This is a genomic window from Planococcus sp. 1R117A (assembly GCF_051417975.1).
Lineage (GTDB): Bacteria > Bacillota > Bacilli > Bacillales_A > Planococcaceae > Planococcus > Planococcus shenhongbingii.
The window spans coordinates 38,731-52,317 of sequence record NZ_JBPRLO010000008.1 but is presented as its reverse complement, the minus strand read 5'-3'; the positions used below and the strand labels follow the sequence as shown (position 1 = coordinate 52,317).

Genomic DNA, 13,587 nt, shown 5'->3' with positions numbered 1-13,587 from the left:
TATTTTGAAGTTAGGTTGGCTTACGAATTTTAGAATAACGCAAAAGAAGATGCACGGTGGCATCTTCTTTTGTTTTATTCTTTAATAGATATACTTTTCAATTCTTTATTCTTCATAAATTGAACTAAGTCTGTAGGAGTTGAATTATGATCCCTTAGTATTTTCTCAGCTTCTAAACGCCATACTACGTCGCCGGGTTGTGAAAAACTCCTTCTCATTTTTCTTACAGCTTCAATAGCTGAAACAGCCCAATTTATAAAATCAGTTCGGTTAACATAGAAGATGTCATCCGCAAAAGTAATGGCAGATTTTTCAATGAAATTAGAGTTGGTCATCATAATAGTAAAGATAGAAGCATTTTTTCGCAAAAACTTCACTTTTTCTCTTATCCATTTTTCATGACCGCCTGCCTGTTTAACGTGTCTAGTAGGAATTGCCTTACTTTCATTTTGATAAATTTTATCTTCTGAAACTATGCAGAAATCTTCATTTAACATCCACCAAGGATCGGGATCAGAATCTCCAGATGCATTCTCAGAAATGTATCCTAAAACTTTTCCTAACTCTAAATGACCTCTCTCGAAATGATTTCCGTCTTGACTATGCAAATCTGTAAGAATACTTTTTACTTTTTGCTCAAAGAGTGTAGATGTTTTAACACCGTCTTTGACAATTTGATTCTCAAGTCTCTCTAATAAATTACTGATTCCGTCATCGGTTATACTAGTAGATATTGAATCTCGTTGGTCTAAAAGTTTATTGAACCAGTTGATAGTTTTTGTGGAATCAGATGCATTTCTATAAAACTTTTTTGATACGTCAAGATATTTCTCAAATCCAGTCTTGTAGATTTGATAAGCTATATACCCTGCATTATAATTCCAGAAGCCTGCATAACCTTTTAGAACATCCTCTTCTAAAAAACTCAAAACTTTTTCATTTTGTTTCAAAGCTTCTTCGTAATCTTCTTTCCATAGTGCATACTGAAATTGGACTTCGTGACTTGCTGCCATTCTTAATTTATCAAAGTGTTTTTTCACATTTGGTATATTTTCTTCCTCAATTTCGTCTCTTGAATTAATGATGGCCTCTTCAGCATCTTCCCATTCTTCTCCTCTTTCAAAAAATAACTTCAAGGTATCAATAAGCATTTCTGGATCATCGAGGTTTTCAGATTGGGCATAACCAAATTCCAGTTCAGCCCTTAATTCAGGTTGGAATTGAACAATTTTTCTAGGAGACATTAATGCATTCTCTAATTCTGTCCCAAAGATAACTACAGCTGCATAGTCAACGTCAGAACGTGTACATCTTCCTACTGCTTGTACTATTCTAGTTTTCACTCGCTCATCAAATAATATCGAAGCAGCCATTCTACTTGTTAAAAATTTTTCTTGAAGATGTGTAGCACTGGGGAGGCTAAGTAGCATAAGCAGGTTACATTTTTCTCCGTCTAGATCAATACCGTCATATCTATTAGCGAGTATTGCAACTGCATCTTCAGATTGAATGAAACTTTCTTGTGTTTTTTCAATGTCTTTGCTTAAGAAAACTTCTGAAGTCGACTTTTTTTCTATAAGTTTTTTTATGGTTTCTACGCTCTTGTCGTTTTGCGAAAGTATAAGTGCTCGTTTTTGTAGTTTTTTTATTCTAATTAGAAGGTCTTGTGTTTCAGTCTCTTTAAATGAAGCGTTTGGAAATAAAAAGAACCGTCTGCCTATGCTTTGAATTCCCCATTCTTTTACTATAGGCAACCTATAAATGTCTTGAACACCTGTTATTCTTTCAAGCTCGCCACTTTCACCGAGAGTGGCAGACATATAAATTCTCTGCTTAGCTTGTGCGAAAGGATGGTGTGTCATCGTCGGTGGAATATAAGGTCTTAACAAAATTTCATTACTACTAAAAAACATATTGCAAGCATGTAAATGATTTCTTAGATTCTGCCAAGAATAATGCAAAGCTGTATTTTGAGTATGTGCTTCAATTATAGGTATTATTTGATCAATTTTTTTCTCCAGACTTAAATTCGGAAGTTTATCGAACCAATTTTTATCTCTATCATTTTCATTTTCTGTCAAATGATTATATTGAGAACTCTCTAGTACATCTTTTAATGATTCGACTAGAGAAAGGAATAATTCTTTTTCTTCAAATCGATTAATTCTTAAGCTCCAGTTTGAAGCAATATAACTTTCAGAACTATGCGCATCGTCAAATATAATAATATCGGCGTCATCAAAAAAAGAGTTTGTATTAAATAAAGTACTATAATTAGTGACAGCAATTCCTTCGGCTCTATTATATGCAGAGACTGATTGCGGGTTGTAGTTTTTTTTGCTGCCAGTAAAGCCGTATACTTTCATACCATATACGGAGTTAGCCTTTTCCACGACTTGATTTACTAGCTGATTATTCGGACATAGATAGATTACTTTTTCCTTGTTTTTTTTCCTTCTGAATTCAGCGATTAATAACCCTATAAGTGTCTTTCCGCTTCCAGTAGGTAATTCAAATGCAACATCACTTTTTTCGCTGGCTTTTTCTAGGTATAAATCGATCATTTTTGATTGATAATCTAATGGTCCGTTTATAGATCTTTTTTTATAATCTCTATACATTTCTTGTGGTGAATCGAAAGTTAATTTTTCCTTTTTCTTTATTCTAAAGCTCATTTTAACGCCTCCATAATCTCACAATTACTATAATTAAAAAGATTGAAATAAATATTAATTCTTCAATATATTAACAGAATTAAAGACACTAAGCATATATTAATTACCTATTTTACTAATTTTATATTAATGAAAGAAGAGCGAATTAAAGTAAACTGATCAACCCGAAGGCTTTTGAAAAGGAAAAGGAAAAGAGGAAGATGAAAATATATTAAGTGATATAAATTCTTAAATAAAAATAAAAGACCAGCTCATTTTGAGCTGGTCTTTTTATAAATTCAAACAATTATAATAGTAAGTAAAGGGTTTGCCGACGACAACGAGTATCTTCTATCACGCATAAGCGGAGAGCTACTCAATGGGGGAAAAAACCCACCATCACATATATTAAGATTGTCTCTCAATCCCTTGCACTAATTATAATAACACAGTATTAGTTAAAATATCAACGAGTTTGTTTCTAAAAATTTAAGTTATAATAGAATACAGATGGTGATTTTAAAAAGTAGCAATTTGAATATTTAAAGGGAGGCGACAAATTTTGACTGACCATTATCATCTGTACTTAGATGAAAGTACGGCACCTCCTATGTTTTGTGTGGCTGGATTCATAATTAGTTCTTCAAAAGTCAAAGATGCAGAGCAAGAAGTAAATCGTATAAAAAGTAATGTTTGGAGTGATATCGCAAATCCAACAAGCATTGTACTTCATGAAAAAGATATAACTCAGGTTAATAGAGATGGATATGCTAAAACTACCAAAATCAGTAGCGAGTATAAAAGGTTTGAACATAATGCTGTAGCTAAATTACTGTACATAGAAATCGAAAAATCCTTTAATAATTTGGATGTTAAAGTTATTGGTTCATGTATTAACACGAGTGAATTAGAATTATATTACTCGCAAAGAAACATGAACGATTGTTACTTTACGGCTATGCAAAGCATTATAGAGAACTTTGTGCAATATTTAATTAAAAATAATGCAACCGGAGAAATTTTTCTTGAAAGTAGAGATTCAGTCACTGATAATAGTTTGCATTCAGCTGATCGGCAAGTAAGACAGCACTACTCTAGTATTCTTTCAATCGGGTCTATGTTTATTTCTCGCCATGCAATTCAAGATCATTTAAAGGGAATAACATTTATCCCAAAAACAGCAAACAATGCATGTGTTCAATTAGCTGATTTCTTACCTAATCAGTTTGCAAGAAAAGAAACTCATCGCAAACCAAAAATATACGGTATGAATAGAGTTTTAAAAAATCTTCTTTATGATGGGACAGTAAATAATAAGGAACGTTTTGGCGTTAAGGTCATTCCCTCTTCCATCCCTGCTCCAGTTGTAATTTCAAAAGCACATTCACCTCGAAAGAAAAATAGCAAATCACGTGGAAAACGTTCGCGTGGGCAAAGACCTAATAGTAATCAAAAAAATACTTAAACGACTTTCAAAAGAAAGGGAGGAGAATAGAATCTTCTCCCTTTCTTTTGAGTTTCTTCTATTATAGTAGTTTAGCTGTTTCTTCTTCGAGTGCTTTTACCAATTTATAAAAACTAGTCTTTTTAACTCCAGCTTCCTGCATGGCTTCCACTGCTGTTAACTCTTTAGTTTTCCATTTTCTATAAACCTCTTTGAATTCCTCTGAAACAAAAACGGTCGGTCTGCCGAACTGGGTGCCATTTTGCAATGCCAAATCGATTCCTTCACGCTGCCGTTTCCGAATGCGTTCCCGTTCCTCTTCCGCCATCCAGGAAAGAATCTGCAACACCAAGTCTGCAATAAATGTCCCCATGCTGTCTTTATATTGAGTCGTATCCAATAACGGCATATCCAGCACCACAATATCAGCTTCAATATTTTTGGTGAGGTCATTCCACTCCTGAAGGATTTCTTCTTTATTTCGGCCAAACCGGTCCAAAGAGTGGATGTACAAAATGTCGCCTTTTCGGATAATCCGTTTTAGTAATTGATAGTTCGCCCGTTCAAAGTTTTTCCCACTTTGTTTGTCCAGATATATGTCCCGTTCATTGATGCCGATTTTCCGCATGGCTTCCAATTGACGGCCTTCGTTTTGGTCCTTGCTGCTGACACGTATGTAGCCAAATTTGCGATGTTCCATAATTCACCTCTAAGAACGATTCTTTCCTCTCATTATACCTCAAAAGCGTTCGTAAAAGTGTGTGCAATTTCGCGAACGTTCGTAAAGTAATTTGACACGTTTACGAACGCTTTTTTAGGCCCTTTTTAGCCCTTTTTGAAGCGTTCGTAAAAGTGTACTTTTACGAACGGTTTTATTTCCAAAATTATCTAGCTATTGTTTAAAGTCCTCCGTATAGTTGATGTAAGTGTACCGACTCTATTCGTATGATTTAAAAAATGAAAATAACTCCAGTAAAATCCAAATTGAAGCGTTGAAGAGGACGAGGAGAAAGTAATCATAGGAGGATGTTGATGACGACATATAACATGCACTTCGAGATAACAACATTTATCGAATCAAATAACGGGATAAATTTTGCAACAGATTACTCGTTTTGGATCCCTCTGATTGACTATTTTCTTGTTGAAGCGGATGCATTTGAAATCCATTGTTGGGAAGATGAACAAGCAACGGTTGATGAAATCCTAAACGCGCTGAACGACGCAGCTTGCCGAAAGGAAGGCAGTGTCCTCATCGTTGGAGGGGAGCTGACCGACAGAGCGAAGAACTTTCTCCTTTCGCATCCGATGAATGCAACGGGCCACCTGAAGTGGTTTTCGGTCTTTCTTCACCGGAAAGGGAATCTGCTGTTTTCTTCTGAACATTACGGGACCGAATTTGTGGGCATCGGTTTAGATAAGAGTCAAAGGGAGTTTTTCCAAAAAGCACTTCCCTCAACTGTCAGTGTTCTGGAATGGTAGGTATTGGCTAGCTGATTGCGACAGCTTGGAAACAGTAAAATCATTATCGTAAAAAGAGAGTGAATGAGTATTGTACTGCTAGTTTACATTTCTCAAATTATCGGAAGGAAAGAAGTGCTAGACTTAGCTTCTTTCTTTCCTTTTGTGCGTTTAAGTGTACTTTTACGAACGGTTATAAGTTCGAACTACCTTTCTGAATAAAAAAATAGACTGGTTCGTTCAAGTTTAATTAAGAAATGAAACATTAGAAGTTTTGTCCCGTCTAATCGAAAACGAAATATGTAATAAGGTATATAGGAATTATATATTTCTCTTAATAGAATCATAAATTATTAAGATCTACATAAATTCGAAGGGGGAGATCTATTTGAGAACGATGCTAGATTCGCTTATGTGCTTAACAATTATTTTGACAGGTTGTAAAGAGGCCGAACAATTGAGCGGAAATGCTTCTGCAGCTAGTGTTTACTTAGAAGATCTGGGGTACGATCCCGTTTCAATGATCAAAGACGATGCCATTATTATTCAAGAAGATTATTTGACAGATCCAGGATATGAACAAATTTGGCGAGTACAATCTTTCAGCCCTGCTTCATACCTAGGTGAAGAAATAGCTGTTGTGGAATTTGAGGTTGACAACCACCCTTTGGAAGAAATCAGTAATGAAAAGACAACACTGGTATCTGTTTATCTGAATAAAGGCGAAGTAATTGGCGGTTGGTCCTTTCCGAAAGACCCCGCCGAGGCGTTAGTTGGCAGTGTCTATTCGATAGACGGCAGAACTGTAGAAGAGGTTCAAGGCGGAAACTGAGAAAGATAGCGAGCAGCGAAGATAAATCGAGCAAACAGTTTACATATCAGGAGTTATCAGAAGGAAAAGATATGAAAATCTCAAATACTAAAAGGAAGGGAGGGCTAAGTCAGCGTTGCCCTTCCACTTACTGACTATATAGATCCACTTTGACGAATGACTAATATTTAAATGGAGATTAAAACGAGAAGCGGCTTGTTTATTGTTCTACAACAACCAATACAGTATCCTGGCTTTGGTCTTCGCAATGGCCCAACAGATAATCCACTCGTTTATCTGACTCCTCTTTGCGCAGTTCTGTGCATACCGTTTCGGTCACTTCAAATGAACCATATTTATCTTCAGTCAAGTCTCTTGTGAAATGAATGGCCTTCTCATCATACTGGAGCTCTAGATAGATAGGATCTCCCTCCGTGGTATAAGTTTGAATCAGTATATGATCAGCTTGCTTGTTAGCGAAGTTCTCTAAAAAATCATGAAAGCGGTCTAAATTCTCTACATTACCTAAATTTCTTTCTATAATCGTATCGGCTGCCGGAAAAGAAGCATAATTGTTCTGACAGCCAAAGAGAACAAGGCAACTGAATAAAACTAACACCCAATGTTTCTTCATTGTACTACGCTCCTTTTCGCAATCCTAAGATAGAATAGCAAGGAAAATTGTATAAAGAACTTCTTGGTTACAGCAGTTAATAACAAAAGAATTTGTCTCATTGCACTTCTGGGCTACTAAAGTGGGGGAGTATTTTTAGTACATGAGATAGTATCTACTCCAAATATACCAAATAATAGAAATGGAGTAACGCTATTTTATACTATTCTTCTGGAAACCAAAATAAAAGATTGAGTTTACATATGAGGGATTATCAGAAGTAGTTTTTCTAGTAGTAAATTACAAGGAATGTCCTATCGAATGAAGAAGGGTTCCTTCGATTTTGTGACAGACGCAGGTGTGATTGAATTACGGTACAAAATGGCATCACAAAAGAACCTTATGAGTACCTGGGGGCTAAGCCATTCAATGTGTTAAAGTTGAACATTTCTTTAATAAGGCAGATATCTTCCAACTTCCGGAAAGCCATCATAGTGGAATCCATCATCAATCTGGCAAAGAAGTTGAATTTAAGAGTAGTCGCTGAAGGCGTGGAAATGGAATCTTAATACGCATTGCTGGAGAAAATGGGAGTGGATGCGATACAAGGATACCTGGTGAGTCGTCCAAGATTTATAGAAGACTTCAACTCGACTATTGGTATGAGAAATTGAATGGAAAGGAAAAGCTGGGAGCTGAAATCCTGGCTTTTTTTGTGAGTGGAAAGCAGAAAGCTCTTAAGATCCTTAGAAATAAAGTTCATCGTTAATCATCTTTGAAAGTTAAGTGACGTTTCTTAATTCTAGGATAAATTATCAGAAAATTGTGATTTTTATTTGATGTTTAATAAAAAATTTAGTAAAATAGACATACAATCTTATACATAAATATAACAGGAAGGAGGAAGAATCATGCAAGAGCAGGAGAGAAAAGAAGTAACAATAAAACTTTCATCTGTTGAGTTAGTCGATTTGGCAAGCAAAGTGGATAATTTTATCGAAACCAAATGGCCAGAAGTAGAATCACCAGTAGAATTACCCAGTTCATGGCGCGGTATTGCTCCAGTATGGAACCCTGTTGATGATGAAAAAATAAGCGCGTTTAGAAGATGGCTTTTATGGCTCAGAGGCGATGTAGACAGGATGTATAGAAATGGGATTAAAATCCCCGGAAATTTCCCTACGGTACCGCTCATCCCGAAGTATGCAGAAGAAGGAGTTCCAATACCCGCTGAGATGAAACTGCAGCACGAAAAACAAAAATACAATTTCTATCAAGTAAAAGTTTATTTTCATAGCGAATTGGAAGAGCATGTCTTGCTGAAAAATGTGAATTTAAAATTAAAGTTCAAAGACAATTATGACAATGAAGAGAGAGAAACCGTCGTCACTTCCATGGTTCCGGACAACACTTACCAAAATTTGCTCAAAAGCAATACAACGGCTAGAATTGCCATCACTGCAAATGGTACAGTGAAAGCGGAAATTCCGAAGGTTTTGTTGCCTATTGGTTACATTGAGGGAGACGCGAATGTTGTTACAGGAATCGATTCATCGACAGAATTGACCTTACCACCTATTGAGATCAATAACACCCTAATTTCGGCAGTTGGCATTGAAGATACTGAATGTTACTGGAATTTTGATGAAGTTCAAGCAGAGGAAGACATTCAGGTTATCGTTATCCTTAGAGTCCCCCAAGAGGCGACGGAAGTAAAAGTAAAAGCCTCTTTAGAAGTAACGCCATACCACAAGGAGTGGTGGCCTTTGAAACATACTAGGCTGAAGGGAATGAGAACTTCTGAAGAGTCGATCATAAATCTTAGCACGTAAGTGGTTGCTCTTTGAACCAGAGGTGGTCGGCCATGGCGTTTCTGCCCAGTTTCATTGGTAAAAAAATAAAAGCAGAGCGGATTTCATTTCCCGCTCTGCTTTTTATTCATTCTCGTTCTTATCCATCTTGCGCAGAATGACGCGTTGCTCTTCCTGGCTGAGATTCGTGTAGAGGGAAGTGGTCTCGATGGTGTGGTGGCCGAGCTGATCCCGCAATGCGACAAGGGATCCGCCTTCGTCCAGGAAGCCTTTGGCGAAGGAGTGGCGCAGCTTGTGCGGGCTCAGCCGCTTGCCGTCCATGAATGCCTCCGAATACTTCTTCACCAGCTTTTCGATGGATTCCACCGAAATCGGATTGGCCTTGCCGCGGTATTTCGTCAAAAAGACGAATTGGTTCTTCCTGTCCGGCCTGTAGAGCCGCTCCCGCTCGTCCAGGTAGTTCTTCAGGTCTTTCATGGCAGTGTCGGTGATGCTGACGGTATCGAGCTTGTTGCCCTTGCGCAAGGCATGCACGTCCCCATGGATCAGGTCGATATCCGGAATCAGCAGGCCGGCCACTTCGTTTACCCGCATCCCGCTTCCGAGGAGCAGGGAGATGAGGGCAATATCCCGGAGGCGGTTGTATTCATGACGGGCCGCCTGCCGGGAATTCAAGGTTAGAATATAGTCCTCCCGGATAAAGTCCAGGAAATCCGTCATTTCGGAGCGGTTGAACGTATTGGCGCTGATCCGCTTGGCGCGGCGGGCGGTCGATTCGCTTTTCTTCGGTGATTTAATCTTGGCCATGACGTTCCGGTAGAAGTAGCATTCGCCTTCGTCATCCTCGCTTTCCGACGTCAAGTAGTTGAACAGCGACTTGAGCGACTGGATAAAGCGGGTGGTGCTGTCGATCGAGCGGGTAATGAAAATGCCTTCGCGCTTCTCGATCTTTTCCTCCATGAGCCTTTCAAAGAACAGTTCCATGTCCTTCTTTTTCAAGGATTCCAAGACAGTATAGGGGATATCCGCGGTTTTCTCCGCATCGGAGAAGCCTTCCTGCCGCAGCCAGTCAAAAAAGCGCTTGTAGTCGTGCAAGTAGCCGCTCAGCGTGCGGACGGAATAGGTCGCGCGTTTCTTGGCGCGGACATATTCCACGACATAGAAGGGCATGTCCTGAAGTGCCTGTTCGATGTGCTGTTCGGCTAGGATGGTTTTTCTCGTTGGGGCTGGCAAGGGATCACGTCCTTTAAAATAGTTGGTAAGGGTAACACAAAATAACCGGATCAGTCCGCCTGGCGGAAGGCGGAAGCCGCCGCCCGCAAATCGGCTATGGCCTGAGTTACGAGTTGTCCTATCATCAGGTCTTGTTGCAGCTCGGGGTGGGCATAGGCCACGCTGATTTCCGCTTCCGAGTCGGTATCCGGCAACACCGCCCGGATGGCCACGAGGTCGGTCAGATCCGTGAAGGTAACATCGTCGTTCCAGCCCTGGATTTCCATTTCCCAGAAGGGAAGTCCGTCTGCTGTCCGGCCATGGCCAATCCCGTCGTCCAGTTCGATGTATCGCCAATAGTTCATCTGAACACCTGCTTTCAACCCGATTAGTCAAAGAAGGTCAAACTTTACGCTAAATCCAATTTTAGCGGACAATAGTTCGTTTGAAAGCAAGTAGAGTAGCTGATTTTACTTAATGGCTTGCAAGTAATTGAGCAAGCTTTCTTCTACACAAGCGGAGATCAACTCAATAAAGGGCGCTGTATTGTGATGGACACTGGCAAGTTCCAAGGTTTCGTAGTAATGCAACCGCTGTGAATCTTCGGCTTTCACAATAGCGGGAGGGAAGCCGTGGCTCATCAGGATCAAGTTCATCAGGAGGCCGGCTGTCCGGCCATTTCCGTCCGCAAAGGGATGAATATAGACAAACTTGAAATGGAACAATGCCGCCAGTTCAACGGGATGCAGATGGTCTTTTTCCTGGTCATACCAAGTGAAAAGGTCGTTCATTTCCTGCGGCACTTGTAAAAAATGCGGCGGCGTGTGTTGACTGCCTGAAATCCGGACGTTGATGGACCGGTAAACGCCGGCATTTTCATCATCAATGTTCTTTAAAATCAAGTAGTGAATCATTTTTAAGGTTCTCTCATCCAGTTCTCCGGTCTGATTGACCTGATTTTCCACAAAATCAATGGCTGCTGAGTGATTGATGACTTCCAAATGTTCCTGGAGCCGCTTACCGCCTATCGTCAATCCGTCCTCAAGCACGACTTTTGTTTCAATCAACGAAAGCGTATTTCCTTCGATGGCATTGGAATTGTACGTCCATTCCACGCGGTAGACCTCTTTCAAATTCCTTACTGCAGCGGAAGGAAGCGGCCTGAATTGATCCAGCTCTTTTTTTAATGAATCTATGTAAGCAAATTCTTTCATCTACACACACCTGCTTTTCCTTATTGATGAGTTATCCATCGTTATCGATCCGTTTTGATGGCCTTTATATGCGTAACTTGAAAGCTAAGCTAATTTTACAGGCAACTGGTATACATGTATACTTTACTACTTGATTTTACCATATTTACGTTTTAAAAATGCAACTTTAAACTAAACTAGTATTTAGCGTAAAGTTAAAATTCGAGATCGCTATATGAATTCTCCTCTCTCCCTCGTTCTCAGGTAGCTTTTACATTTATTCGTTAAATTAAGATTTTGCGAACAAATAGAAACCTAGAAAGAAAGATGACCGGTATCCATTGTTATCTTCCCTTCTTCTCTACTATTAACTGGGGTTGATTTTATTTACCATACAGCCAGTTCTGCTTCGCTGATCGACAATCTAGATCAGCGTATGTTAGTTTGCCTTTACCGTCTGACGCGTTGAATGAAAGCTATAGGGCCAGATGTTACTGTTATTCGGCATATGGGAATTGGTCATGGTGGAGACGATCCAACCGACTGCCACAATCATGGACGAGCATTGGATTTTTCTGGAATTGATGGGTCCAGCTCAGGGATGCCTTTTAAACGTAAAATCCAGGAAGACTGGGGGAATAAACCGGTCATATCAGGAACTCCATTGCGCTTGGATCCAACTAAGGATTCATTGGCACATGATTTTTTTCGAACGGTATTCAGTTTTGCCACCCTTGAATGTGAATGCAACGGTATCGGACCAGCAAACAAATGGCCTCCAAAGGAAATCGGCGATAAAGGTGGCTATGTATTACATCCCGATTACATTGACCACCCACCTCCTGCTCAGCAGTTAAGACGCGATCATCAGAATCACATTCATATGCAGGTCGGTCCTACACATCAGTAATCTTACAACAAAATTAATAAAGCCTCATAGAGAGGATAAAAGAGAAGAGATAATAGGGAATTTACTTTAAAATTCTACTTTCTAGTATTCTTGATTAAAATAGGCGGACGAAAATCATTAACCAAACAATCTTAAAAACTCTCAGCTAAAAATATTCAAATCCATTATAGAATTATATTTTTATGAATCAAGATACTTCAATGTTTATATCCAGTAGTTTAAAGTGATTATGAACAAGAACTGCTTGTTAAACTAACGAGTGCTTTAGTTTAAGAAACCAATAATGATAAAACAGAACTTCCTAATTTGTGGAAGTTCTGCTTTATATCTAACATTAATATTAGCCGATTCTATACCAAATAAACTTTATAAGCTTCATGGGGATTCTATCGGTTTTTCAGCTGTTTCCCCTTTTCTACTAACTCCTATTATGGCTTTTATTTAAAAGAAGACCCTTCAGTCTCGATTAACATCTTCAAGTCCTCGTAAACTTCTTTCTCGATTTAATAAGCAGTGTTCTATAATTAACATCGTAAAAATATAGAGCATATCTCAAATTCTAAGGAATGGTAATCGTTAAATTGACAGATCAACTAGGAAAAGAAGTGCTCTATGATTATTTCGAAAAAATATACACACTTAATAAACCAATTAGAATTGAAGGTCTCCATTTCCCGATACAACTAACTGTGAATCCGTTATTTTTATATTCTCGGTAATATCCATGCCATCGGGAATTTCCGCTTCGTACTCGCACATTTTTAATGGATCATTCCAAGTTGGACAAGGGTATGGCACCTTGGTTTTTTTATATTTCACCTGAACAGTAGGTTGGTAAAGTGGTAACCAAAAAGGTTTACTGGTTTCGTAAGCATTGTTCGCTGCATCCTTAGCTTTTTGGCCATTAATCCAATTTTTCATAAAGAAGGTGATCATAGGCTCTGGCATATAATTATTTCTAATGGAGCCTACAGAAACTTTAGCGCCGATAGCCAGCCAATCGTCGTTAAGACTTCCCCCATAACAGTTACACATAAAAACCATACGCAAGTTATCGAGCGATGCAGCACCTAGCGCCTTTGCATCTGTTATTAGCGATCGAATGTTGCCCATGTTGGTTCCTGTCAAGGATTTGTTATTGTGTAGGAGCAGTTCCTCGTTTCTGCCATGTCCGATAACAAGAAGATCAACGATTCGGTTTATCTTAGCCTCTGCAACAAGAACATCCAGCAACCGCTCACGAGTGCATCCAATATCCGTTAACAGATAAACTTTATTATAGCTGTCTGCGGCTTGCAGGTTAGTTTTCATATCCTCAAAGGTTTCTGCTACGAGATCAATAATGTCTTCTGCAGCTTTTTCAATTGTAGGGCCAAGATCAAATGGAAAAGCGACTTTCCCAGTATTTTCCTGGAGAACAATCAGTGTTTTTTCAGCCATGATACATTGATTCCTCCTTAATAGGTCAAATATGCATT

13 protein-coding genes are annotated in these 13,587 nt (G+C 38.8%); 6 read left to right on the top strand and 7 right to left on the bottom strand.

The genetic code is table 11. The features are described 5' to 3' along the window. Positions 1 to 74: 74 nt before the first annotated feature. The gene (locus tag ACSFXN_RS18330) at positions 75 to 2,675 is read right to left on the bottom strand and encodes a DEAD/DEAH box helicase family protein (protein ID WP_437151678.1); all 2,601 of its coding nucleotides are present in this window, start codon (positions 2,673 to 2,675) and stop codon (positions 75 to 77) included. A gap of 541 nt (positions 2,676 to 3,216) precedes the next feature. Here ACSFXN_RS18330 and ACSFXN_RS18325 point away from each other — a divergent pair. After that, positions 3,217 to 4,119 (top strand): DUF3800 domain-containing protein, encoded by a 903-nt coding sequence (locus tag ACSFXN_RS18325; protein WP_437151677.1) that lies wholly within the window; start codon positions 3,217 to 3,219, stop codon positions 4,117 to 4,119. A 61-nt stretch (positions 4,120 to 4,180) separates the two neighbouring features. Here ACSFXN_RS18325 and ACSFXN_RS18320 read toward each other — a convergent pair whose 3' ends face one another. Beyond that, complete coding sequence (locus ACSFXN_RS18320; RefSeq protein ID WP_437151676.1) at positions 4,181 to 4,798, bottom strand: recombinase family protein; 618 nt, start codon at positions 4,796 to 4,798, stop codon at positions 4,181 to 4,183. Between the two features lie 332 nt (positions 4,799 to 5,130). Here ACSFXN_RS18320 and ACSFXN_RS18315 point away from each other — a divergent pair, with 332 nt between their 5' ends. Together ACSFXN_RS18315 and ACSFXN_RS18310 are read left to right on the top strand one after the other, a co-directional pair. Continuing rightward, the gene (locus ACSFXN_RS18315) at positions 5,131 to 5,580 is read left to right on the top strand and encodes a hypothetical protein (protein ID WP_437151675.1); all 450 of its coding nucleotides are present in this window, start codon (positions 5,131 to 5,133) and stop codon (positions 5,578 to 5,580) included. A 367-nt stretch (positions 5,581 to 5,947) separates the two neighbouring features. After that, complete coding sequence (locus tag ACSFXN_RS18310) at positions 5,948 to 6,391, top strand: hypothetical protein (protein ID WP_437151673.1); 444 nt, start codon at positions 5,948 to 5,950, stop codon at positions 6,389 to 6,391. A 199-nt stretch (positions 6,392 to 6,590) separates the two neighbouring features. On the opposite strand, the gene ACSFXN_RS18305 is transcribed toward ACSFXN_RS18310, so the two are convergent. After that, positions 6,591 to 7,004: a DUF4362 domain-containing protein gene (locus ACSFXN_RS18305; protein WP_437151671.1), complete on the bottom strand. Its 414-nt coding sequence runs from the start codon at positions 7,002 to 7,004 to the stop codon at positions 6,591 to 6,593. 347 nt (positions 7,005 to 7,351) lie between these two features. Here ACSFXN_RS18305 and ACSFXN_RS18300 point away from each other — a divergent pair, with 347 nt between their 5' ends. After that, positions 7,352 to 7,552 (top strand): EAL domain-containing protein, encoded by a 201-nt coding sequence (locus ACSFXN_RS18300; RefSeq protein ID WP_437151719.1) that lies wholly within the window; start codon positions 7,352 to 7,354, stop codon positions 7,550 to 7,552. A gap of 342 nt (positions 7,553 to 7,894) precedes the next feature. Then, the gene (locus tag ACSFXN_RS18295; RefSeq protein WP_437151669.1) at positions 7,895 to 8,815 is read left to right on the top strand and encodes a hypothetical protein; all 921 of its coding nucleotides are present in this window, start codon (positions 7,895 to 7,897) and stop codon (positions 8,813 to 8,815) included. Positions 8,816 to 8,917: 102 nt separating this feature from the next. Here the strand turns inward: ACSFXN_RS18295 and xerS are convergent, their stop codons facing one another. The 3 genes from xerS to ACSFXN_RS18280 all read right to left on the bottom strand — a co-directional run bounded on the left by xerS (position 8,918) and on the right by ACSFXN_RS18280 (position 11,220). Continuing rightward, complete coding sequence (xerS, locus tag ACSFXN_RS18290) at positions 8,918 to 10,027, bottom strand: tyrosine recombinase XerS (RefSeq protein WP_437151668.1); 1,110 nt, start codon at positions 10,025 to 10,027, stop codon at positions 8,918 to 8,920. 50 nt (positions 10,028 to 10,077) lie between these two features. After that, a complete protein-coding gene (locus tag ACSFXN_RS18285; RefSeq protein ID WP_437151666.1) occupies positions 10,078 to 10,371 on the bottom strand; it encodes a hypothetical protein in 294 nt (97 codons plus the stop codon). 105 nt (positions 10,372 to 10,476) lie between these two features. Then, positions 10,477 to 11,220 carry a Fic family protein gene (locus tag ACSFXN_RS18280; RefSeq protein ID WP_437151664.1) on the bottom strand — a complete coding sequence of 248 codons (744 nt, stop codon included), beginning with the start codon at positions 11,218 to 11,220 and terminating at the stop codon, positions 10,477 to 10,479. Between the two features lie 448 nt (positions 11,221 to 11,668). Here ACSFXN_RS18280 and ACSFXN_RS18275 point away from each other — a divergent pair, with 448 nt between their 5' ends. Then, positions 11,669 to 12,109 carry a hypothetical protein gene (locus ACSFXN_RS18275; protein WP_437151662.1) on the top strand — a complete coding sequence of 147 codons (441 nt, stop codon included), beginning with the start codon at positions 11,669 to 11,671 and terminating at the stop codon, positions 12,107 to 12,109. A 651-nt stretch (positions 12,110 to 12,760) separates the two neighbouring features. On the opposite strand, the gene ACSFXN_RS18270 is transcribed toward ACSFXN_RS18275, so the two are convergent. Beyond that, positions 12,761 to 13,549, bottom strand: coding sequence for a hypothetical protein (locus tag ACSFXN_RS18270; protein ID WP_437151660.1), 789 nt, complete (start codon positions 13,547 to 13,549; stop codon positions 12,761 to 12,763). Positions 13,550 to 13,587: the final 38 nt, after the last annotated feature.